General features: G+C 62.6%; 18 protein-coding genes. 7 read left to right on the top strand and 11 right to left on the bottom strand.

Going from position 1 to position 21595, the window contains the following annotated elements; genetic code table 11:
• Nucleotide 1 precedes the first annotated feature (1 nt).
• The 4 genes from BLW25_RS12665 to BLW25_RS12650 form a co-directional block, all read right to left on the bottom strand.
• Nucleotides 2-1570: a Ppx/GppA family phosphatase gene (locus BLW25_RS12665; protein ID WP_092899568.1), complete on the bottom strand. Its 1569-nt coding sequence runs from the start codon at nt 1568-1570 to the stop codon at nt 2-4.
• An 87-nt stretch (nt 1571-1657) separates the two neighbouring features.
• The gene (locus BLW25_RS12660; RefSeq protein WP_092899566.1) at nt 1658-3868 is read right to left on the bottom strand and encodes an RNA degradosome polyphosphate kinase; all 2211 of its coding nucleotides are present in this window, start codon (nt 3866-3868) and stop codon (nt 1658-1660) included.
• Between the two features lie 95 nt (nt 3869-3963).
• Nucleotides 3964-4653 (bottom strand): P-loop NTPase family protein, encoded by a 690-nt coding sequence (locus BLW25_RS12655; protein ID WP_092899564.1) that lies wholly within the window; start codon nt 4651-4653, stop codon nt 3964-3966.
• The gene (locus BLW25_RS12650) at nt 4650-5789 is read right to left on the bottom strand and encodes an AI-2E family transporter (protein WP_092899562.1); all 1140 of its coding nucleotides are present in this window, start codon (nt 5787-5789) and stop codon (nt 4650-4652) included. Before BLW25_RS12650 ends, BLW25_RS12655 begins: the two co-directional genes overlap by 4 nt.
• Before the next feature lie 914 nt (nt 5790-6703).
• Here BLW25_RS12650 and proS point away from each other — a divergent pair.
• The 5 genes from proS to BLW25_RS12620 all read left to right on the top strand — a co-directional run bounded on the left by proS (nt 6704) and on the right by BLW25_RS12620 (nt 12709).
• A complete protein-coding gene (proS, locus tag BLW25_RS12640) occupies nt 6704-8044 on the top strand; it encodes a proline--tRNA ligase (RefSeq protein ID WP_092899558.1) in 1341 nt (446 codons plus the stop codon).
• A 66-nt stretch (nt 8045-8110) separates the two neighbouring features.
• On the top strand, nt 8111-9385 hold the full coding sequence (locus tag BLW25_RS12635; protein ID WP_092899556.1) for a glycosyltransferase: 1275 nt from the start codon (nt 8111-8113) through the stop codon (nt 9383-9385).
• An 87-nt stretch (nt 9386-9472) separates the two neighbouring features.
• Entirely contained in the window at nt 9473-10759 is a 1287-nt protein-coding gene (locus tag BLW25_RS12630; RefSeq protein ID WP_092902018.1) for a lipoprotein-releasing ABC transporter permease subunit, read from the top strand.
• Entirely contained in the window at nt 10752-11426 is a 675-nt protein-coding gene (locus tag BLW25_RS12625; protein ID WP_092899554.1) for an ABC transporter ATP-binding protein, read from the top strand. The genes BLW25_RS12630 and BLW25_RS12625 overlap by 8 nt, the downstream gene beginning before the upstream one ends.
• 287 nt (nt 11427-11713) lie before the next feature.
• Complete coding sequence (locus tag BLW25_RS12620) at nt 11714-12709, top strand: lysylphosphatidylglycerol synthase domain-containing protein (protein WP_216279363.1); 996 nt, start codon at nt 11714-11716, stop codon at nt 12707-12709.
• Here BLW25_RS12620 and BLW25_RS12615 read toward each other — a convergent pair.
• The 7 genes from BLW25_RS12615 to BLW25_RS12585 form a co-directional block, all read right to left on the bottom strand.
• A complete protein-coding gene (locus BLW25_RS12615; protein ID WP_092899550.1) occupies nt 12686-13690 on the bottom strand; it encodes a CobW family GTP-binding protein in 1005 nt (334 codons plus the stop codon). The genes BLW25_RS12620 and BLW25_RS12615 overlap by 24 nt on opposite strands.
• Nucleotides 13683-13901, bottom strand: coding sequence for a hypothetical protein (locus BLW25_RS12610; protein ID WP_253188429.1), 219 nt, complete (start codon nt 13899-13901; stop codon nt 13683-13685). The genes BLW25_RS12615 and BLW25_RS12610 overlap by 8 nt, the downstream gene beginning before the upstream one ends.
• An 87-nt stretch (nt 13902-13988) precedes the next feature.
• Nucleotides 13989-14891 carry a polysaccharide deacetylase family protein gene (locus tag BLW25_RS12605; protein ID WP_092899546.1) on the bottom strand — a complete coding sequence of 301 codons (903 nt, stop codon included), beginning with the start codon at nt 14889-14891 and terminating at the stop codon, nt 13989-13991.
• A gap of 26 nt (nt 14892-14917) precedes the next feature.
• Complete coding sequence (locus BLW25_RS12600; RefSeq protein ID WP_092899544.1) at nt 14918-16033, bottom strand: ABC transporter ATP-binding protein; 1116 nt, start codon at nt 16031-16033, stop codon at nt 14918-14920.
• Nucleotides 16034-16044: 11 nt separating this feature from the next.
• Nucleotides 16045-16872 (bottom strand): ABC transporter permease, encoded by an 828-nt coding sequence (locus BLW25_RS12595; protein ID WP_092899542.1) that lies wholly within the window; start codon nt 16870-16872, stop codon nt 16045-16047.
• 7 nt (nt 16873-16879) lie between these two features.
• Nucleotides 16880-17752 (bottom strand): ABC transporter permease, encoded by an 873-nt coding sequence (locus BLW25_RS12590; protein WP_092899540.1) that lies wholly within the window; start codon nt 17750-17752, stop codon nt 16880-16882.
• Nucleotides 17753-17803: 51 nt separating this feature from the next.
• On the bottom strand, nt 17804-19093 hold the full coding sequence (locus BLW25_RS12585) for an ABC transporter substrate-binding protein (RefSeq protein ID WP_394328434.1): 1290 nt from the start codon (nt 19091-19093) through the stop codon (nt 17804-17806).
• Nucleotides 19094-19360: 267 nt separating this feature from the next.
• On the opposite strand from BLW25_RS12585, the gene BLW25_RS12580 reads away from it, so the two are divergent.
• Nucleotides 19361-20410 carry a GntR family transcriptional regulator gene (locus BLW25_RS12580; RefSeq protein ID WP_171909544.1) on the top strand — a complete coding sequence of 350 codons (1050 nt, stop codon included), beginning with the start codon at nt 19361-19363 and terminating at the stop codon, nt 20408-20410.
• A complete protein-coding gene (locus BLW25_RS12575; RefSeq protein WP_092899534.1) occupies nt 20407-21594 on the top strand; it encodes an ABC transporter substrate-binding protein in 1188 nt (395 codons plus the stop codon). The genes BLW25_RS12580 and BLW25_RS12575 overlap by 4 nt, the downstream gene beginning before the upstream one ends.
• Nucleotide 21595 lies beyond the last annotated feature (1 nt).

Genomic DNA, 21595 nt, shown 5'->3' with positions numbered 1-21595 from the left:
CTCAGTCCCTGACGGCCGGGGTGACCTTTGATTTTGCCTTCAGCGCCGTGGTCAGCGAGGCAAACCGGGCCTGGGCCACTTCGCCAAAGAGATCCTCGCCGTCCTGCGTCAGTTCCAGCCCGAGCAGCCGCTTTTTCGGCGACCAGGTCAGGCGTCCGGCCTGGGCGGGATCATCCGCCGCAAACATCGCCCCAAAGCGCAAAGCCTTGCCCAGCACCTCGGCGAGGCGCAGTTCCTCGTCATTCAGGAGCCGGAACAACGCCTCCATCCGGTTGCCGGCGCGGCTGTTCTTGTAGCGATGCAAGAGCGACAGGCCGAGGAAGACGCGGCCCGGATGGTCGAGGCCGCCGAGATTGGCGCGGGTCGCATTGTCGAAACAGGCCTCGGCGCGGTAATCGGGATGCGCGCGCCAGGTGGTGTCATGCAGCAGACAGGCCGCCTTGATCAGCCGCATCCGCTCGGCACTTTCGCCTTTGAACAGCGGCAGCAGGAATTCGTAAAGCTTTTTGCCCAGCCCCGGAATGCGGGCCTGGCTGCGTTCGGTCAGCCGTGCCGCCTCGATCAGCGGATCCCGTTCGCGCAGCCGTTCGGGCATCTGCTCATATAATAGCCCCTCGCGGATGCCATAGGCGGAAATGTCGATCTCGCGCGGCTTCAGCACTTTGATCAGCTCGCGCAGCACCTCGCAGGCGATCGGCACCAGTTCCATCCGTTCGACCGAGGTGCCGGTGCGGGCGCGCAACACCGCCAGATCCGAAGCCGCGATCCAGTCCAGCGTGTCCAGAAGGCTTTCCGGTGTCATGCGGTATTCATGCAGCACCAGAAGCGGATAGTTCCGCCGCTCCATATCGAGGCGTGCGATCACGCGCCAGGAGCCGCCGACGAGATAGATCCGCTCACCTTCGGATTTTACCTGCGCCTGCACGTCTTTCAGCACGCGGTCGATATGCGCCTCGCGCTTTTTCACGCCGCCCTCAAGCTGCAACAGGCGGAACGGGCCAAGCTGGGTCGAGACGCGCTTGCCGACCTTCCCATCGCCAATCCGCGCCAGTTCCATCGAATTGCCGCCGATATCGCAGACAAGACCCTTGGCATCGGGCCAGCCCAAAAGCACCCCCTGGGCTGAAAGCCGCGCCTCCTCGGGTCCGTCGACCACATGCAGCTTCAGCCCGGTTTCGCGCAGCACATCGGCCTGAAATTCAGGCCCGTCTTTCGCCTCGCGGGTGGCAGCGGTTGCGACCACGGTCAGGGGGCCGATCTCCATCCCTTTGGCCAGAAGCGCAAAGCGTTTGAGCGCCTTCAATGCCCGGACCCGGCCTTCGGGGTTCAGATAGCCGGTCTGAACAAGGCCTTTGCCAAGCCCGCACATGATCTTTTCATTGTAGAAATAGGCCGGGCTGCGGGCCGCACCATCAAAGACCACCATCCGGACCGAGTTCGACCCCACATCCACCACGCCGACCCTGGACAGCGCCCGCGCGCCGTCGTCCAGAAAGAGCGGGCGGCCAAAGGGGGCCCATTCTTCCTCATGCTGTGCGGCGGCGGGGCGGGGCTGGGTGTCAGGGCTCATCGCATCTCACGGATCATCAGGTCTTCTGTTTTGCGCCTCAGCGGGGCCAGGTCAACCGTCAGTCTGCCGCAACCCCCGGATCAGGCTTCAGCCGGACCCGGTTTTCGCGGCAGCCCCCGTCTCCTCATCGCGCCCGCAAAGGATACGCGGCGCATCCTTGGCCCCGGCGGTGCCCCGGCCCGAAAGCGACGGGTTCTCCATGAAGAAGCGGTGGCAATTGAAGAGGGATCCGTCCGCCGCCCCCAGGTCGCGGCGGTAGCGCCCATCAGCGGAGAGGACCCAGCTTTGTGCCTCATCCGCAAGGTTTGCCGCCATGATCTGCGACAGGATCTGGCTTTTGACCGTCGGGTTGATCGCTTCGACCAGGGTCTCGACGCGGCGGGTGAGGTTCCGGCCCATCCAGTCGGCGGAAGAGATAAAGACCCGCGCCTTTTGCGATGGCAGGCCAAAGCCATTGCCGAAACAGACGATGCGCGAATGTTCGAGAAAACGCCCGACGATTGATTTCACCCGGATGTTTTCCGACAGGCCTTTGACGCCCGGCCGGAGCCCGCAGATGCCGCGGATCACGAGGCTGATCTTCACCCCCGCCTGGGAGGCGGCATAAAGCGCGTCGATCACATCGGCGTCGATCACCGAATTCATCTTGGCCCAGATCCCGGCAGGACGGCCCGCGCGGGCGTGATCGGCCTCGGCTGCGATCAGCTCGATCAAACGGGGTTTCAGCGAGATCGGCGAGATCGAGAGGTTTTCCAGCCCCTGGGGCTGCACATAGCCCGAAAGGTAGTTGAACACCTTGGTCGCATCGCGCCCGAGCGCCGCATCGCAGGTGAACAGCGAGAGATCGGTATAGATCTTGGCGGTGATCGGGTGGTAATTGCCGGTGCCGTAATGGGTATAGGTGACGAGGCTGTCGCCTTCGCGCCGCACCACGGTCGAGATCTTCGCGTGGGTTTTCAGGTTCATGAACCCGTAAACCACATGGGCACCCGACCGTTCCAGCCGACGTGACTGGCGGATATTCGCGGCCTCGTCAAAGCGCGCTTTCAGCTCGACCAGCGCCGTGACCGATTTGCCTGCCTCGGCCGCCTCGCACAAAGCCGAGACGATGGGGCTGTCCCAGGAGGTGCGATACAGCGTCTGTTTGATCGCCACCACATTGGGGTCGCGCGCCGCCTGTTCCAGAAAGCGGATCACGGTGTCGAAGGTTTCGTAAGGATGATGCAGCAGCATATCCTTTTGCTTGATCGCGGCGAAAATATTGCCCTCATGGTCGCGCACCCGTTCCGGCACGCGCGGGCTGAAGGGCGGCCACAAGAGATCGGGGCGCGAATTCAGCACCAGCGCTTTCAGATCGGCGATGCCGATCAGGCCACGCACCTCGATCACCTCATCCTCGTCGGCGTCGATCTCCTGCATGATCAGCTGCCGCAGTTCGGGCGGTGCGCCCGCCGACATTTTCAGCCGGATCACCTCGCCGCGACGGCGGCGTTTCAGCGCGGTCTCGAATTCGCGGACAAGGTCTTCGGCCTCTTCCTCGACCTCAAGGTCACTGTCCCTCAGCACGCGGAAGGTGCAATGCCCGCGATCCGAAAAGCCGGGGAACAGCATGTCGAGATGCAGGAGCAGCAGCTCTTCCAGCGGCAGGAACCGGTCCTGGCCGGGATTGCCCGGCAGCTGGACAAAGCGCGAGACCTGTTGCGGGATCGGAAGCAGCGCATTCAGCCGGCGCCGGTCCGAGGTGCGCTCCAGCTCCAGCGCCAGCGAAAAGCCGGTATTGGGGATGAAGGGGAAAGGGTGCGCCGGGTCGATGGCCAGCGGCGACAGCACCGGAAAAACATTCGAGAGAAAGTATTCCTCAAGGAATTTCAGATCGCGCACATTCAGCTTGGACCGGGTCAGCAGGATGATCCCGACCTCTTCCATCTCGGCGCGCAGTTTCTTGAAGGTGGTCTGTTGCACCTGCATCAGGCGCCGCGCATCAGCGCTGATCAGTTCCAGCTGTTCGGCTGGAGTGCGGCCATCTTCGGAAAAGACGTTATTGCCCGTGCGTTTCAGGGCCCGCAGACCCGCCACGCGGACGGTGTAGAATTCATCAAGATTGGTCGCCGAGATCGACAGAAACCGCAGCCGTTCCAACAGCGGCACGGCAGGGTTTGCCGCCTCTTCCAGGACGCGCCAGTTGAATGCAAGCCAGCTGAGCTCTCGGTTGAAAAAGCGTTTCGGCCCATGAACCTCGTCATCCGGGAGGGTGACAATCGCGGGGGCGGTCGTTTTGAGAAAATCTGCCTGTGTCATTTCGCGGCTTATATGTCGGCGCTTCCGGGAAGGGTTGTGAAGTTTATGAAACTTATATGTAACCGAATAATGTCATCCGGCTACAGGGCAGGGGATTATTCCGGCAGCGTTTCGCCCAGGATCTCGGCCGCAAGCCGCAGGCCCGGGGCGCAGCCCCGCTCCAGCGCCAGCTCGTCCATCCGGCTGACCAGCACGCGCGCCGCCCGGATCGAGCGCGGCATCCGCGCTATGGCCCAGGGGATCAGGTTCGCCGGCGGCTGCAGCTGCCGGTCGGCAAAGAGCTTTACCAAGACCCCGTTCAGCAGCGCATCATCAGGCGCCTCGATCCGCGTCAACGCCGCAGCCTGGAGGCGCGAGAGCAGGTCCGGCAATGTCAGGCCCCAGTCGCGCGGCGGGGTCTTGCCGGTCACCAGCAGCCTTCCCTGCGGCAAAAGCAGGTTATGCAGATGGAACAGCGCCGTCTCGGCCGCGCGGTCGCCGGCGATCTGGTCCGCGTCCTCGATCGCGACCACGCCGGACGCGGCGAGTTCGGGCAGATCCTGATCGGATTGCAGCTGCGCCAGATCCCGCGCGGCTATGCGCGGCGCGGCGGTCGATCCGGCCCAGATCGCGGCGAGATGCGACTTTCCCGACCCCTCGGGCCCGATCAGCAGCATTTTGCCGCCCGGCCAGTCGCGCCAGCGGTCAATCGCGCAAAGCGCCAATGCGGTCGCGGGGGTGACGATGTAATCCTCGCGCCCGAGATTCTCCTGGGGCGGCAGGTGAAAGGCGAGTTGTCTGCTCACGCCTCATCTCCGCTTTCTGCGCGGTCCGCGTCTTTAAGGGGCGATCTGCGGCTGCGCGCTGGTTGTGTCGGAAGTGGATTTACGGACTGTTCTCCGATGAAAAGCGGGCTGTTCTGATACTGAGCGACGCCAAAGCGCACCAACACCCCGATCACCGCCGCAACCGGAACGGCCACCAGCATACCCACAAAGCCAAAGAGCGAGCCAAAGGCCGAAAGCGCCAGCAAAAGCCAGACCGGGTGCAGCCCGACCGATTGCCCCACCAGCTTGGGCGACAGGATATTGCCCTCGGCAAACTGGCCCACCGCGAAAATCGCCACAATGATGCCGATGGAAAACCAGTCGCCCCAGAACTGGAACAGCGCAAGGCCGATGGCGAGGACGCCGCCAAACAGCGCGCCGATATAAGGGATGAAGGTGATCGCCCCGGCCAGCGCGCCGACGATCAGCCCATATTGCAGCCCTGCCGCCATCAGCGCGATGGCGTAGAAAGCGCCAAGGATCAGGCAGACCATGACCTGTCCGCGCAGGAACCCTGCCAGCGTCACGTCGATTTCAGAGGCGATCTGGCGGATGCTGTCGATATGCTGGCGCGGCAGCAGCGCATCGGTGCGGGCGATCATCCGGTCCCAGTCCAGCAGCAGATAAAAGGTCACGACCGGCGCCACCAGCAGGACAAGAACGATCGACACCGCGCCGAATGCGGTCTGGATCAGCCCCCCCACGACCTTGCCGCCCTGGGCCTTCACCGTCTCGCCAAGTTCGGCAAGCGTCTGGCGCAGGGTCGAGGTGCGGTCGGCCAGTTCGGGGAAACGATCCACGAGGAAGCCCTGCAGCTTTTTGGATATCTCGGGCGCGGATTCGATCAGCGCCATCAACTGCTGGATCAGGGTCGGGATGATCGACAGAACAAGAAGTACGAAGATCAGCACCGCGACCAGCGCGATCACCGAAGTCGCCACCACGCGGCTCAGCCCCAGCCGCTCCAGCCGGTCGGCAACCGGATCGAGGAAATAGGCCAGCGCCGCCCCGAGGACGAAAGGCAAAAGCACATCGCCAAGCAGCCAGAGGAGCACGATCAGCACCAGCCCGGCGATCGCCCAGTATTTCGCCTGTGTCTGGATCGGCAGTGACATGGCAGACCTTTCCCTCGTTACGGGGAGAGATATTGCCGTGGAACGCTGCGGGCGCAAGGGGAAGGGCAGGGATGGGCGGGGTCAGCCCTAATGGGGCCAGTCGGAGAGCTTATAGTGCCTCCGCCAGGGGTTCAGAAGATCATGGCATTGCAATCCCTAATTCGCACACCGCGCATGTCAGCAGCCCGGAGAGTAAGTGATGGTGTGACGACAGTGCCGAAACCGCGAATTCGCCCCCAGGGAGTGTTGTGCGCCATCGGGTCGGGTACCATGCAGTACTGTCGCGCTCGGATTGGCAAGATCCGGCTGGCATCGGGACATTCGGGCGCCGGTCAGGTCGGGCGGGTAAAACTCCGCTGCCTCGAACCGCTCCCCCTGCATGTGCGCGCCGGAGAAATTTCCGCCCGTCAGAAACAGGCCGTCGAGGTCCACCGAGCGCGGGCGAGGCGATACTTCTGTTTTGCTTCCCCTTCAGCTTGTGAGGGGTTTCGACGGCACGGAACATCTGGTGCGATTCGCAAATCCAGTCGGGGCGTTTTGGATTTTATGGGCGGACAGGTTCAGGTGCAGGAGGGTTTTGCCATCTTCGCCAGTGCCGGTTTTCACTGATTTTTCGACACCGGGTTGATCGACCGCTTTGCCGATGCGCTCGGTGAACAGGCGAGAAAGGGCGGCGGGGGAACACCTTGCGACAGCAGGAGGCTAAGGGCCTTAATCACGGACAGCAGGAGCAGCATTTTCCGGGTGAGAGAGAGGGTGAAAAGGATCCTGGTGATGCAATCACCGGCTTCCATGGCTCGGCACTGCGGAGAATGCGTCGATATGCAGGTTCTGCGCTCTCTTGCCCGCAGGGGGGCCAGCCGCTAGGAACGGGGGCGAATACCCGCCGCCACATCTGAGCCAAAGAGGCCGCCATGCGTCTGTCGCGCTACTTTCTGCCCGTTCTGAAAGAAGATCCCAAAGAGGCCCAGATCGTCTCGCACCGCTATATGCTGCGCGCGGGCATGATCAAGCAGCAGGCCGCCGGCATCTATTCCTGGCTGCCGCTGGGGTTGCGCGTTCTGAACCGCATCGCGCAGATCGTGAATGAGGAACAGGTGCGCGCAGGGCATATTCCGGTGCTGATGCCGACGATGCAGCCCGCCGATCTCTGGCGCGAAAGCGGTCGCTATGACGCTTATGGCGCCGAGATGCTGCGCATCAAAGACCGCCATGAGCGCGATATGCTCTATGGGCCCACCAATGAAGAGATGATCACCGATATCTTCCGCGCCCATGTGAACAGCTACAAAGACCTGCCGCTGACGCTGTACCAGATCCAGTGGAAGTTCCGCGACGAGGTCCGCCCGCGTTTCGGCGTCATGCGCGGCCGCGAATTCTATATGAAAGACGGCTATAATTTCGACGTCGACAAGGACTCGGCGCTGCATGCCTATAAACGCCATATGGTCAGCTATCTGCGCACCTATGAACGTATGGGCCTGACCGCGATCCCGATGCGCGCCGATTCTGGCCCGATCGGCGGCGACAATACGCATGAATTCCTCGTGCTGGCGAATACCGGCGAGAGCGAAGTCTTTTATGATGACCGCGTGACCGGGCTGAAACTCGGGAACCGCGAGGTCGATTACGACAATCGCGAAGAGGTCGATGGCGTCTGCAAAGAGTTCACCACGCTTTACGCCCGCACCGATGAGACCCATGATGCGGGGCTTTTCGACCAGATCCCGGAAGAGCACCGCAAGGTCGGGCGCGGTATCGAGGTTGGCCAGATCTTCTATTTCGGCACCAAATATTCCGAAGCGATGGGCGCGACCGTCGTGACCAAGGACGGGACGAAAGTGCCGGTCGAAATGGGCTCGCACGGGATCGGCGTTTCGCGTCTTCTGGGCGCGATCATCGAGGCCAGCCATGATGACAAAGGCATCATCTGGCCCGAAGGCGTGACGCCTTTCCCGGTCGGGATCGTGAATCTCAAGCAAGGCGATGCGGCGGCGGATGCAGCCTGCGCCAGCCTTGAAAAGGCGCTGCTCGCGAAGGGGCTGGAGCCGCTTTACGACGATCGTGACGATCGGGCGGGTGCAAAATTCGCCACGATGGATATGATCGGTCTGCCCTGGCGGATCACCGTCGGCCCGCGCGGTCTGGCGAATGGCGTGGTCGAACTCACCTCGCGCCGCACGGGCGAGAGCGAAGAGCTGACGCCGGAGGCCGCCGTCGCCCGAATCGAAGAAATCTACGCCCCCCATCGCTGAGGGCGCGCGCGGCCCGGGTCTCTGGCCCGGGCCGTTGCGATCTGACACAGAGAAAAGGGGGAGATCATGACCGAAGATTCCCCCGATCTGCCGGCGCTGCCGCTGATCTCGCAGCGCTATCTGCTCTCGGTCCTGATCCCGTTCTACCGCGACCCGCAGGGGGAGGTCTGGCTCGGCCGTCTCTGGGCGCATGATCTGCGCGCGCATCTTGATTATATTGCCGATCTGGCCGTGCTGGCGCCGGAGGTGCGGATCACCGCGCCGGGGCCGGATATGGTACGGGTGGCGGTGCCACCGGGACGCCGGTTGCGGTTTTGCCCTTTCGGGCGGGCAGAAGGGCGCGCGCTGCGTGCGGTTTTCGCCCTGCCAGGCATGGCGCTGGCGGCCTGGCGCGCGGTGGGCGCGGCAGAGATCGTGCATTCCGGTGTAGCGGGATGGCCTCTGCCGTCTGGTCTGGTGCTTAACCCGGTTGCGGTGATCCGCCGGCGCCCGCTTGTGATGGTGATCGAAAGCGCCTTCTGGCGGCTGCCGGACCCGGCCCGCGCGGGGCGCAAGGCGCGGCTGCGCGCCCGTCTGACGGAAAGCTTCGCGCGATGGTCGATGCGCCGCGCCCGGCTTGGGGTCTATACCAGTGAAGCATATCGCGAGAGCCTGCCCGTTGGCCCGCAGGGCAGGGCACTGGTGCTGCCGGCAAGCTGGATCTCGGAGGAGATGATCCTGAGCGAAGCTGAGATGCAGGCCGCCTGGGCCGCAAAAAGCGATGTCCCGCGCTTTCTGATGGCCTCGCGGCTGGTGGCGGAAAAGGGGATCGGGCTGTTTCTGGCGGCGCTGGAGCAGCTGGAAATGCGGGGCATTGCCCTGGCGGTTGACGTGATCGGCGAAGGGCCGATGCGCGCGGATCTTGGGGCTTTTGCGGCGCAGGCGCGGCATGTCCGGCTCGGGCTGCTGGATCCGGTGGAGTATGGCGCGCCCTTTATGGCGCTGTTGCGCGGCTATCATGCAGTGGTGGTGCCGACGACCGGCGATGAACAGCCGCGCATCCTGTTTGACGCATTTTCGCAAGGCGTGCCGGTGGTGGCGACAGCGACGACCGGCAATCGTGAGGTGGTGCAGGACGGCGTGAATGGCCGCCTTTGTGTACCCGGTCAGGCCGGAGCGCTGGTCGGGGCTCTGGCTGATCTTGCGCAGGATGCTGCGGCGCTGGCCGGTATGGCACCAGCCGCGCTGCAGACGGCGCGGGCCTATACCCATGCCACGATGCACAGAAGACGGGCCGGGGCGCTGGCGGATCTGTTTGGCGCTGACACGACTGTAACAGCCGATCACGAGAGGCTTTCTTGACCTTTCGCGCCTCAAAGGTCACTTTCCGCGCCGATGAACGGGCACCGGCCCGGCAAGACCGAAGAAACGGGCATGAGGACCGGGCATATGGCTGAAAAGACCGCACCTTTCGCCGCTTTTGAGTGGCTGATCGCCTGGCGCTATCTGCGCGCGCGCCGTGCCGAGGGCGGGGTCTCGGTGATGACCTGGATCTCGCTGATCGGTATCACGCTTGCGGTTGCGGCGCTGATCGTGACCCTCGCCGTTCGTGCGGGGTTCCGTGAGGAATTCGTCGATACGATCCTTGGCGCCAATGCGCATGTGACGCTCTGGTCTTCAGAGCGGACCGATGAGGCCGGCGTGAAGATCCGGGGGTTTGCGGATTATGAGGCGCTCGCCGCCCGCGTGGCCGAAGTGCCAGGGGTGGAGCGTGCGGCGCCGCTGATCCGGGGTCAGGTGATGGTCTCGGATGGAGAGCGCAGCGTCGGCGCCGATCTTTACGGCATCTCGCCCGAGGAGCTGGCAAAGATCCCCCGGATCGGGGTCGGCTCCGACTCCATTGGCGATATTGACCAGTTTCCCGAAGGTATCGCGCTTGGCTCGGTGCTGGCGCGCGATCTGGGCGTGGTCGTCGGCGACCGGGTGCGGGTGATCACGCTGAACGGCCCGAAAACGGCGATGGGGGTCAGCCCGCGCACCAAGGCCTATGAGGTCGTCTATATCTTCACCGCCGGGCGCTACGATATCGACAAGGTGCGGATGTATATGCCCTTTACCGAGGCGCAGAGCTTTCTGAACCGCGAGGGCTTTGCCGATGAGATCGAGATCATCGTGCAGGATCCGGAAAAGGTTGACGACTATGTGCTGCCGATCCTGAATGCTGCGGGGCCGGAGGCCAACCCCTGGACCTGGCGCGATTCAGCCGGGTCCTTCCTCAGGGCGCTGGATATCGAAGACAATGTGATGTTCCTGATCCTGTCGATCCTGGTGCTGATTGCCTCTCTGAACATCGTATCGGGGCTGATCATGCTGGTGAAAAACAAGGGGCGCGATATCGGCATCCTGCGCACCATGGGGCTGAGCCAGGGCTCTATCCTGCGGGTGTTTTTCATCTGCGGCGCGGTGACCGGCGTGATCGGCACCCTCGCAGGCCTGGCGCTTGGCTGCCTTGTGGCGCTGAATGTCGACCAGGTCATGGCGGGGATCGCCTGGATCAATGGCAGCCCGGTCTGGGATGCCTCGGTCCGGGGTATTTATTCGCTGCCCGCGAAGTTACAGGCAGATGACGTGATTTCGGCGGTGGCGCTTGCCCTGGGCCTGTCGTTCAGCGTGACTGTTCTTCCGGCGCGTCGCGCCGCCCGCATGGACCCGGTGGAGGCATTGCGCAATGAGTGAGGCATTGGTTCTCGAGGGGATCACCAAGGGATATAACAAGGGGAAACCCTCGGAAGTCCAGGTGTTGCGCGGCGTCGATCTGTCGATTGCGAAAGGCGAGGTCGTGGCGCTGGTCGCACCTTCGGGGGCGGGGAAATCGACGCTTTTGCATATTGCGGGCCTGCTTGATACGCCGGATCAGGGCCGGGTCGTGATGGGCGGGCGCGAGATGGGCGGCCTGTCTGACAGGCTCCGGACCGAGGCGCGGCGCGGCGATGTCGGCTTCATCTACCAGTTCCACCATCTGCTGCCCGAATTCACCGCGCTGGAAAATGTTGTGATCCCGCAGCTGGCGAATGGCGTGTCGAAATCGGAGGCATCCGCGCGGGCGCTCAATCTGCTTGAGAAGGTCGGCCTGTCAGCGAGAGCGGATCACCGCCCTGCAGCGCTTTCGGGGGGCGAGCAGCAGCGGGTCGCCTTTTGCCGCGCGCTGGCCAATGGGCCGGGGCTTTTGCTGGCCGACGAGCCGACCGGCAACCTTGACCCCGGAACCTCGGATCAGGTCTTCGGCGCGTTGATGGATCTGGTGCGCTCGACCGGGATGGGGGCGCTGATCGCGACGCATAACCTTGAGCTGGCCGCGCGTATGGACCGTGTGGTGCGTCTGAACCAGGGCAGGATGGGCTGAGCGGGCCTCTGGCCACCGCAATACATCTCGCTGGCGCCCGGAAACCACCGGCTGACCTGGCTCTGCGCGCGCAATGGTGGCAAGCCACGCAACCCTGGCGGCAGGTTCGGGCCGCGCCCGCCTGGCCGGGGCCCGCGATGCTGTGACAGCCAAACAGAATTTCGTGATTTTCTGCATTTTTCCCGGGCACCGGAATTGCCCTTGTCATGGAATGCGGTTCCAATAGTGGCAACTTGCCGGGGATTATTTTGTTGCCGGCGGGGCCAAAAACAACAGGACAATGGCACGTGGCAGGTACGACGTCAGGCGGCGCGAAGTGGAAGAAATTCATCTGGCCGGTGATCGGCCTGTTGGCAATCGGGATTTCCTTCTGGTTTCTGACGCATGAGCTGAAAGATATGTCCTGGGAGGCGCTCTGGGCCGGCTTCGGGGCAATCAATTCCTGGCACTGGCTGCTGATCGTGCTCTGCACGCTCGCCTGCTATATCAATCTTGCCTTTTATGACGTGATCGCGCTGCAGCATCTGCGCAAAAAGGTGAGCTTTCCCTTTGTTGTCGGCTGTGCCCTGACCACCTATTCGCTTGCCCATACCATTGGTGCCTCTGCCTTTTCCGGCGCCGTGATCCGCTACCGCGCCTATACGACCAGGGGGCTTTCGGGGCCCGAAGTAGGGGTGCTGGTCACTTTCTGCTCGCTGACCTTCAGCCTTGCCGTGATGATCGTTCTGGGTTTTGCCTTTCTCCTGACGCCGGGTCTGGGCGAGCGCGTATCCACCCATATCTCGCCGCATGTGGTGCAATGGGCGGCGCTGGTTACGCTGGCAATTGTGGTGGCCTATCTGGCCTCTTCGGCGCTTGGTCTGCCGGATCTGAAGATCCGTAATTTCCGCATTTCTTACCCGCGGTTTTCCATCGCGCTGAAGCAGGTGACGATTGCACCGGTGGAGCTGCTTTTTGCCGCCGGCATCCTCTATTTCGCGCTGCCTGAGGCGAATAACCCTGGATATATGGTGGTCATGGGGGTGTTCGTGGTCGGCTTCTCACTGGCGCTGCTGTCGCATGCGCCAGGTGGGATCGGGGTGTTCGAGCTGGCGGTGATCACCGGCCTGCCGGAATTTCCACCCGAGACGGTGCTGGCGGCGCTGTTGGTGTTCCGGCTTTTCTATCTGATGTTGCCGCTGGTTCTGGGCCTCGTGCTGGTCGCGCTGTTCGAATCCGGTCAGCTGAAAGCGAAACGCGCCCTGGAAAAAGCCGGCGGGTCAGCCGCCAAAGCGGGCCCATGACTGCGCGATAAGACCGGCATCAAAATTGCGCCCTATCAGCACGATGACACCTTCCTCGGGCTGCGGCCCGGCGAAGGTCTCGGGCATGATCTCTGGCAGGATCTCGGGCGGCTGCATCACATGGCGCACGGATTGCAGCAGGAGCCGCCCCGCCGGCGTCCGCACCACACCCTTGACGCGGATGACATCTTTGCCCCGCGCGAAGAGGAGCGCGGAAAGCCAGGTCGAAAGCGCCACCCAGCCGAGGACATCATCATCGCGCGAGGCTCCTCCGATCGTCAGCCGGAAAGGCCGGATCGGTGCGTCCGGTGTGTCAGCCCTGGCGGCTGGCAGCGCATAGGGCTGACCCGGCTCGGGCAGATCACGGGGGATCCCGAGCTCTGCAGCTTCGATCCGGGCACCGGGGTTCAGCAGTCGCAGCGTCGCCAGCAGGCGGGCGGTCTGATCCGGCGGGGCCGATGCGGTTTTGGTCATTATAATGCGGTCGGCTGTCTCAGCCTGGGCACGCGCCAGCGGCTCTTCCATAAGCTGCGAAGTCCCGTGCTGCGCATCGGCGAGCACGATTATTTCTGACAGCCGGAGCCGGCGGGCGAGGATGGGGTCTGCGGCAATGGCACTCGCGATGACGCCCGGATCGGCGAGGCCACTGGTCTCGAGCAGGATGCCGGTCGTTTTTCCTGCGTCCTGACCGCTGGCCTGATCGCAGATGTCGCGCAGCGTCGCAATCAGTGTCGTCAGGCCTTCGCAACAGGCGCAGCCCCCGGCGAGGACCGTAAGTCGCGTAGCCTTGCCCAGGAGCAGATTGTCTACCGGCGTTCCCGCAGCCTCGTTGACGATAATATGCTGATCGCGGAGCAATCCCTGATGCAGCTGATGGCGCAGCCAGCTGCTTTTCCCGGCCCCGAGAAAACCGCCAAGGATGGTCAGTGGCAAAAGGCCATCGCCTTTGGCGTTCTGCCCCTGGATGGAAGCCTCAGTCATTGTTGAGCACGGTCAGCGAAAGCGGGTCTACCGGTGATCCGGCCATGCGGGAAGCCACCGCCCAGAGGTTGTCGAGATCGGCCACAAGTTCCCTTGCGCCACCGGGTGCAAAGAGCTGCAACCCGGGCGTCACACCGTCATCATAGGCCTTTAACCCCCAGGGCGCGAGCAGCCGGTTGATCGCGGCCACCCGGATGAAGCGCAGTCGCAACCTGTCGCCGGGGGTAGAGCCCCCGGCATCAGTCCAATGCCCGGGCCGGCTTGGAAACCCACAGGCGGAACACATATCGCCCCCGTTTCAGATCACCTCTGGCCGCTTACCGCTTTCAAACGGATAGCGTTTGCGGAAGTCATCGGTGATCTGTTCAAACGTCGCCCATTCGACGCCATCATGGCCATTAATGTATTCGATAAGCCGTTCCAGCATCAGCAGAACCTGCGGGCGCCCGGCCACATCCGGGTGGATGGTGAAGGCAAAGACCGCATAATCCATTTCGCGGTAGACCCAGTCGAACTGGTCGCGCCACAGCTCTTCGATATCGCGCGGATTGACGAAGCCGTGGCTGTTGGGCGACTTCTTCATGAACATCATCGGCGGAAGATCGTCGACATACCAGTTGGCTGCGATATCGACGAGATCGATCTCGCGCCCGTGTTTCAGCGGATGCATCCAGTCTTTGGCCTGTTTCGTATAATCGATGACATTCCATTCATCGCCGACACGCGCATAGAAGGGCTGAAAATCCCGATAGCCCTGGCTGTGATCATAGCTGAAATTGTATTTCTGCAACAAAGCTGCCGTTGAGTTCGACATTTCCCACCAGGGCGCCACATAGCCGCGCGGCGGGCGGCCTGTCAGCTTGTCGATCAGTTCGATGGATTTGACGAGAACATCCTCCTCCTGTTGTGGCGTCATCGCGATCGGGTTTTCATGCAGGTAGCCATGGGCGCCGACCTCATGGCCTGCATCCACGATCATCCGCATTTCTTTCGGAAAGGTTTCCAGCGAGTGGCCGGGGATAAAAAAACTGGTCTGGAGATCGTATTTTTTGAACAGACGCAGCAGCCGGGGGATGCCGACCTCTGTCGCGAAGATGCCGCGCTGGATATCTGACGGGCTGTCGCCGCCGCCATAAGACCCGATCCAGCCAGCGACCGAATCAATATCGGTGCCGAAGGCGCAGTAGATTTTCTTGGCCATGTTATCCTCCTGTTAACGGATTTGCCTCAGTCTTCCAGAGGCGCTCCGGCGGAATTGTTCGTGCCTTTCAGATGGTGGCTTGCGGTGGGCTCCCAACTGGCATGGATGGTCTCGCCGACCGTGATGGGCCGTGCGAACCAGGCTTCATCGGGCAGGTAGATGATGAATTCTTCGCGCGATCCCGTATCGAGGGCGACTTTGACGAAAGTGCCCTGGTATTCGGTGTTGATGACCTTGCCGGTAAGCCCGTTTCTTGCGGGGGTATCGGGCGAGAGGTGAATACGGTCGCGGCGGACTGAGAAACGAATTTCTGCGCCCGGGGTCACTCCGGGCGCGGAGGGCAGGTCATAGCGGTGCCCATCCGCGGTGATGACGCTTGCCGAATCGCCTGAGGTGCTTTCGACCTTGCCTGCCAGCACATTCTGGCCGCCCATAAACCGGGCCACATAGGGGCTGTGCGGGCGGTTATAGATGTCGCGCGGTGAGGCGGCCTGTTCGATCAGCCCGTGATCCATGACGACGACCTGATCGGCCAGCGCGATGGCTTCTGGCTGGGTATGGGTGACATGGATGAAGGTGATCCCAAGCTCGTTTTGCAGGCGCTTCAGTTCAACCCGCATCCGCAGGCGCAGGAATTCGTCAAGTGCAGACAGCGGCTCATCCAGCAGGAGGACCTTTGGATTGGTGATCAGGGCGCGCGCCAGTGCCACCCGCTGTTGCTGTCCGCCAGACAGTTCCGAGGGCAGGCGGTCCGCGAGGTGGCCCAGTTGTACGCGGTCCAGCATCTCACGCGCCTTGAGGCGACGGGCTTCGGTTGCCTCGCCTTTCACGCGCAGCGAGAAGGCGACGTTGTCGGTCAGCGAAAGATGCGGGAAGAGGGCGTAATTCTGGAACATCAGCGCCGTGCCGCGGCTGCCGGTTTTCGCATGGGTGACGTCCTGCCCGCCGATAGAAATATTGCCGGAGGAGGGGGTCTCGTGCCCGGCAATCATCCGCAAAAGTGTGGTCTTGCCACAGCCAGAGGGGCCGATCATGCAGCAGTAAGACCCGCCCTCGATCACCAGATCGACGTTGTTGACCGCCTTCACCGACCCGTAAAGCTTGGTTACGCCCTTGATATCAATACGGCTTACATCAGACATAGTCAGTTTCCTCACTTCGCGCGGGCACGGCGTTTCTGGATTAGGGCGATGCCGGCGAAGGCCAGTGCGATGACGGCGAAGCTGAGCACCGAAGTCACGGTGCCGATCGCGTAAAGCGCGGGTGTGGTCACATTCGTCGTCATATTTGAGATCTCGATGGGCAGGGTATTCCTGCCGCCTACCGTCAACAGTGAGCGCGGCATTTCATCGTAAGACAGGGTAAAGCCGAACAGTGCCACGGCGATCAGACCGGGGAACAGGATCGGCACGGTCACATAGCGCAGCGTCTGCCAGGGGGTAGCGCCGGCATCGCGGGCGGCCTCTTCCCAGGAGCCGTCAAACCGGTTCAGAACCGCGAACATGATCAAAAGGCCAAAAGGCAGCGTCCAGCTCAGATGCGCGCCTAGGCCCGAAAGCCACCAGTTCAACCTAAAGCCAAGCAGCTGGAACAGTTGCGAAATCCCGAGGCCGAGCAGGATCCCCGGCACCACGAGGCTGGTGATCGCCAGGTAAAACAGCGGCCCTGCACCGATGAAGCGCTTGCGAAAGGCGAGCCCGGCGAAAAGGCAGACGATTGCGGTAATGGCCAGAGACATCGCGCCCAGAACCATCGACCGCCGGAAGGCGCCGCCAAGATCGCCATAGCGCGTTGAGGTCCAGAGGTCGTTGAACCAATGGGTCGAGACGCCGCGCAACGGGAAGGTCAGCCCGCCCGTTGGCCCTTGGAAGCTGAGGATGAAGATCACCAGCATCGGGCCGTAAAGAAAGATTACGAAAAGCGCGAAAAACGCCGCCAGCAGGTAAAATCCGAGCCCGCGTTTTTGGGTTGCCTGTGACATTACACCCTCACTTCGCCAGTTCAGAGCGGATATCGACGATCCTCAGGATCGCCGAGACCATCAGCAACACGACCACGATCAGCAGAACCGCCATCGCGGCAGCTTCCGGGTAGAACAACTGGTCGATCTGGTTCTTCATCGCCGAGACGACCGATGCGCTTTGCCCGCCGCTCATGACACGGACGACGAAGAAATCGCCCATCACCAGCGTGACGACAAAGATCGAGCCAAGTGCGATCCCGGTGCGAGACAGCGGCACGATCACCGTCCAGAGGATCTGCCAGCCCGAGGCGCCGGCATCGCGGGCGGCTTCGATCAGGTTCGGGTTGATCTTGGCCATCGAGTTGAAGATCGGCACGATCATGAAAAGGGTGAAGAGATGGATATAGGTCAGGACCACCGCGAAGTCGGAATAAAGCAGGATATCAAGCGGTTGATCGATCACCCCGGCTGATATCAGCGCCTGGTTGAAGACGCCCTCGCGGCCCAGAAACGGGATCCAGGACACCATGCGGATGACGTTCGATGTCCAGAACGGAATGGTGCAGAGCAAAAACAGCCCGATCTGCCATTTCAGGTTCCGCACATGGAACACCAGAAAATACGAACAGGTGAAGCCGATCAGCATGGTCGCGATCAGGGTCAGCGCGGCGTATTTCAGCGTGTTCAGAAACAGTGTCAGCGTGACCGGCGAGGTCAGCACCTGCGCGTAGTTGTCCCAGGTGAATTCCGGGTAGATCGTGATGCCATCGGTTTGCCAGAAGCTTAAAAGCAACACGGTGATCAGCGGAATGCCCACCATCGCCAGCATGATCAGCGCCAGCGGCGCGACCTGGAGATAGGGCGTCAGCGGCGAAGACCGCCCGGAAGAACGCGACATTGATTAACCTCGTGAGAGTGCCGGCGGGGCGCGACCCCGCCGGAAATTGGATCAGGCCGAGACGAATTCGTTCCAGCGCTGCACCATGTAGCGCTCTTCATCCATCACAGTGTTCCAGCAGGCGACATTGCCCATGCGGGCCTCGAACGAGCCGCCATCACGCACAGCGCCCGCCTTGTCCATCACCGCGCCGTAAGGATCGAGGATGTCCTCTTTCGCGGCCTGGCCTTCATACCAATAGCCCCATTCATTCTCGGTCAGCTGTTCCTTTGCCGTGGTCGGCACCGAGGAATAATAGCCCTGCCGCGCGATGAACGCGCCCTGCCAGCCCGAGAGATACCAGTTCAGATATTCATAGGCGGCTTCAAGTTTGATGCCTTCGAGGTGGTTCATCAGCCCCATGCCGAGGCCCCAGCCGCGATAGCCCTCTTTCAGCCCCTGATAGACGCAGGCAGTGCCGCGCGATTTCACCGCCGTCACGGCGGGCGACCACATCGACTGGATCACCACCTCGCCACCCGCCATCAGGTTGACGGATTCGTCAAAGGTCGACCAGAAGGCCCGGAACTGACCGGCTTTCTTCAGCTCGATCAGGCGGTTGATCGTGGTGTCGATCTCTTCCTTCGTCATGTTGCCCTTGTCGCCATAGGTCAGCTCGCCCAGAGCCTCCATCGCCATGGCGGCGTCCATGATGCCGATCTGCGGGATGTTCACCAGCGCGGTCTTGCCCTTGAATTCCGGGTTGAACAGCTCGCCCCAGCTTTCCACCGGGCGCCCGATCAGGTCTGGCCGGATGCCGACCGTGTCGGCATTGAAGATGGTCGGCATCGTGGTGGCGAACTCGGTCGGGCTGGCAGAAAAGGCGGTGTCGCCCGGGCCGCCGGTATACATCACCTTGACCGGCGTGGTGCCCTGCATCGACTGGGCGGATCCGTCGAAATTCTTGCCGTCCTTCATCACCGGCGTGATGTCGCCCCATTTCGCGATCTTCGCCACTTCGACCGGCTGCAGCTGGCCCGAGCGCCAGACCTTCTGCATCGCCCAGAATTCCAGATCGGCAATGTCGATGGTCTCGGGTTGGTTCACCACCTTGGCCATCAGTGAGGTGCTGTCAGCGGTTTGCGGCACGATTTTGAACCCGAGATCGGCCGAGGCCTTTTCGCAGATATCGGCGATCACCGAATAAGAGGGGCCCACCTGGTTGAGCGTGATGTCTTTGATTGTCTGGGCCCAGATCATCGGCGCGCCGAGAATCCCCGAACCTACTGCCGCGCCGGCTCCGGCGGCTGAGGCTTTCATAAAGCCCCGGCGGCTGAGGCCCGGTTTCTTGCTGGTCGTCATGGTCATTCTCCCTGTTGCTGGAGGTGGCCTGCCGGGTCTTCTGACCGGTCAGGCGCTGATGCGAACTATCCGGAGCGGATATCACTCTGACAAGTACGCTAGCAAAGTGTTCTTAGGATGCAATGCACAATTTTTATCTGGAAAGATGTTAGGCGTGGCCGCATACTTCCGGTCAGGCGCCCGAACTGCCGGTTTTTCGGGCAGGTTTCCCAGTGTTTGTCGGGATATGTGCGGCCTTTGTATGCGATGGACAGAAAGATCGGACGGATGAGCCAGAACATCACCGAATCTGCCCAGCTGATCGACCGCCCGGCGATGTCGATGGCGGCGGCGGGGTCACGTCCGGCCTTTCTCTATGTCTCGATTCGCGACCTTCTGTTCCGCAAAATCAGCAGCGGCGAGCTGCCGCCCGGGACGGTGCTGAAAGAAGCGCCAGTTGCCGGGCAGCTCGGGGTCAGCCGGGCTCCGGTGCGCCGTGCGCTGGCGCTCCTGGCCGAGGCCGGGCTGATCTTTGAGGCCGGCGGTCAGGGGTTTAAGGTTGGCCAGGCGGAGCCGGTGCAGCTGCCGCTGCGCCAGCTCCACCAGATTCTCACCGGCGAGCCGGAGGAAATCGACCGCTCGCCTTCCTGGGAGCGGATTTTCGACGAGGTGCGCGAGGAAATCACCGCCGCCATGCCTTTCGGCTCCTGGCGTATTCAGGAGGCGGCGCTTGGCGACCATTTCAATGTCAGCCGGACCGTCGCGCGCGAGGTGCTCTGGCGGCTGATGGACCGGCGCCTGGTCGACAAGGACAGCAAGTCGCATTGGATCGTCGGCCAGATGACCGCGCGCGACCTGCGCGAAACGTTGGAAATGCGGGCGCTGATGGAGCCGGCGGCGCTGGTCCAGGTGTTGCCGGGCCTTGACCGGGCCTGGCTCGCGGGGCTCGAGACGCAGGTCGCGGCACTGATCCGCGTCTTCCCGCAGGTGGACCCCCAGGCGCTGGATCAGATCGACCAGGCGATGTTTCAGGAGATGTTTGCCGGGCTGCGGAATTCGCGACTGCTGGCCTCGATCCGACGCAATCAGATCTCGCTGGTGGTGCCGCATCTTTTCCGTCACCACTTCCCGCTGACCGATGACCTGGCCGCATTGCTTGATTACGCGCGGATCCTGCATCATCTGGGCCGGGACGAAGCCGAGGCGGCGCAGGTCCTGATGCGCAGCCATTTGTTGCGGATCGGGCGGCTTACCCTTGCGCGGCTCCGCGTGCTGTCGCTCCTGCCGCCGCCGCGCCGGGTGGCCTGGCTGATTCCGGCACATCAGGGGGGAATATGACGGACACCGTGCTGCGCGTGATCGGAACACCTGCTACCCTGACGCCTGAACTGTGCGCGCGGGCGGCGGCAGATTTGCCGTTCGGCATTCAGTTCGAGGTGCTGGACGGGCTCGATTGTCAGCGCCGCGGCGTGATGGCGCCCGAAAGCTTCGATGTTTATGACCAGTGGTTCCATTCGCTGGATCTTTTATGGACGGCGGCTTCGATCCGCCCGATCGACACGACGCGGCTCGCGCGGTGGGATGAGGTGACCATTGCAGGAACGCGCCCCGGCGCCGATGGGCGCCAACCCGGGACTTGGCCCGGAAGCCTTCTTTATGCGCAATCTGATCGCAGCCTTGCCGCGACGCCGCAGCCGGGAGCTGCGCCGCAAATATCCATGTTGCCAACAACTTACAACGTCGACAGCTTTGTCTGGACACCGGAAATGCCGGCGCTTCGCCACGCGGGAGAACCGGAAAGCTGGGCCTGGCTTCTCGATGGGCGCTGGCATGGGCGCGCAGCCCTCGCCGCCGATCCGGCCGCAAGTGTGGTAGAACTTGCGCTGGCTGCGCGGGCGGCGGGGCTGGTCGACATTGCCGATCCGGGCGATCTGACCATCGAAGAGATCGACGCTCTTTTCGCTGTGCTAATGCCCCTGCGCCGGTCGGGACATTTTACGCGCTTCTGGGCGACATCCGATGATGCGGTGCGGCTGATGACGCCTCAGGGCAGTGGTGGCGGGCCGGTGATTTCGGCTTTGTGGTCGCCGGCCTATTACGCGATGCGGGCCATGGGGCGCGATCTGCATTATGCGGCGCCGGTCGAGGGCTATCGCGGCTGGCATTCCGGACTTTGCCTTTCGGCGGCGCTGTCGGGCGAACGGCTCGACATGGCATATGCATGGCTGAACTGGTGGCTCGACGGTGTTCCCGGGGCGATCATGGCGCGGCAGGGCTATTACATGTCGGTGGTCCAGCCGCTGCGCGACACGCTGACGCCGGCCGAATGGGCCTTCTGGTATGCAGGCGAGCCTGCCTGCGAAGATCTCGCGGGCAGTGACGGGCAGATCGTGGTCCGGCGCGGCGAGCGGCGTGAAGGCGGCAGCTATCAGGGCCGTGTTGCCCGTATCGCCGTCTGGTCGACCATCATGCCTGAACATAATTACCTGATCCGGCGCTGGCGCGAGTTCCTGGGAGACTGAG

This window comes from Rhodobacter sp. 24-YEA-8 (assembly GCF_900105075.1).
GTDB lineage: Bacteria > Pseudomonadota > Alphaproteobacteria > Rhodobacterales > Rhodobacteraceae > Pseudogemmobacter.
Note: the sequence above shows the minus strand (reverse complement) of the source record. Positions and strands in the feature narration are given on the sequence as shown.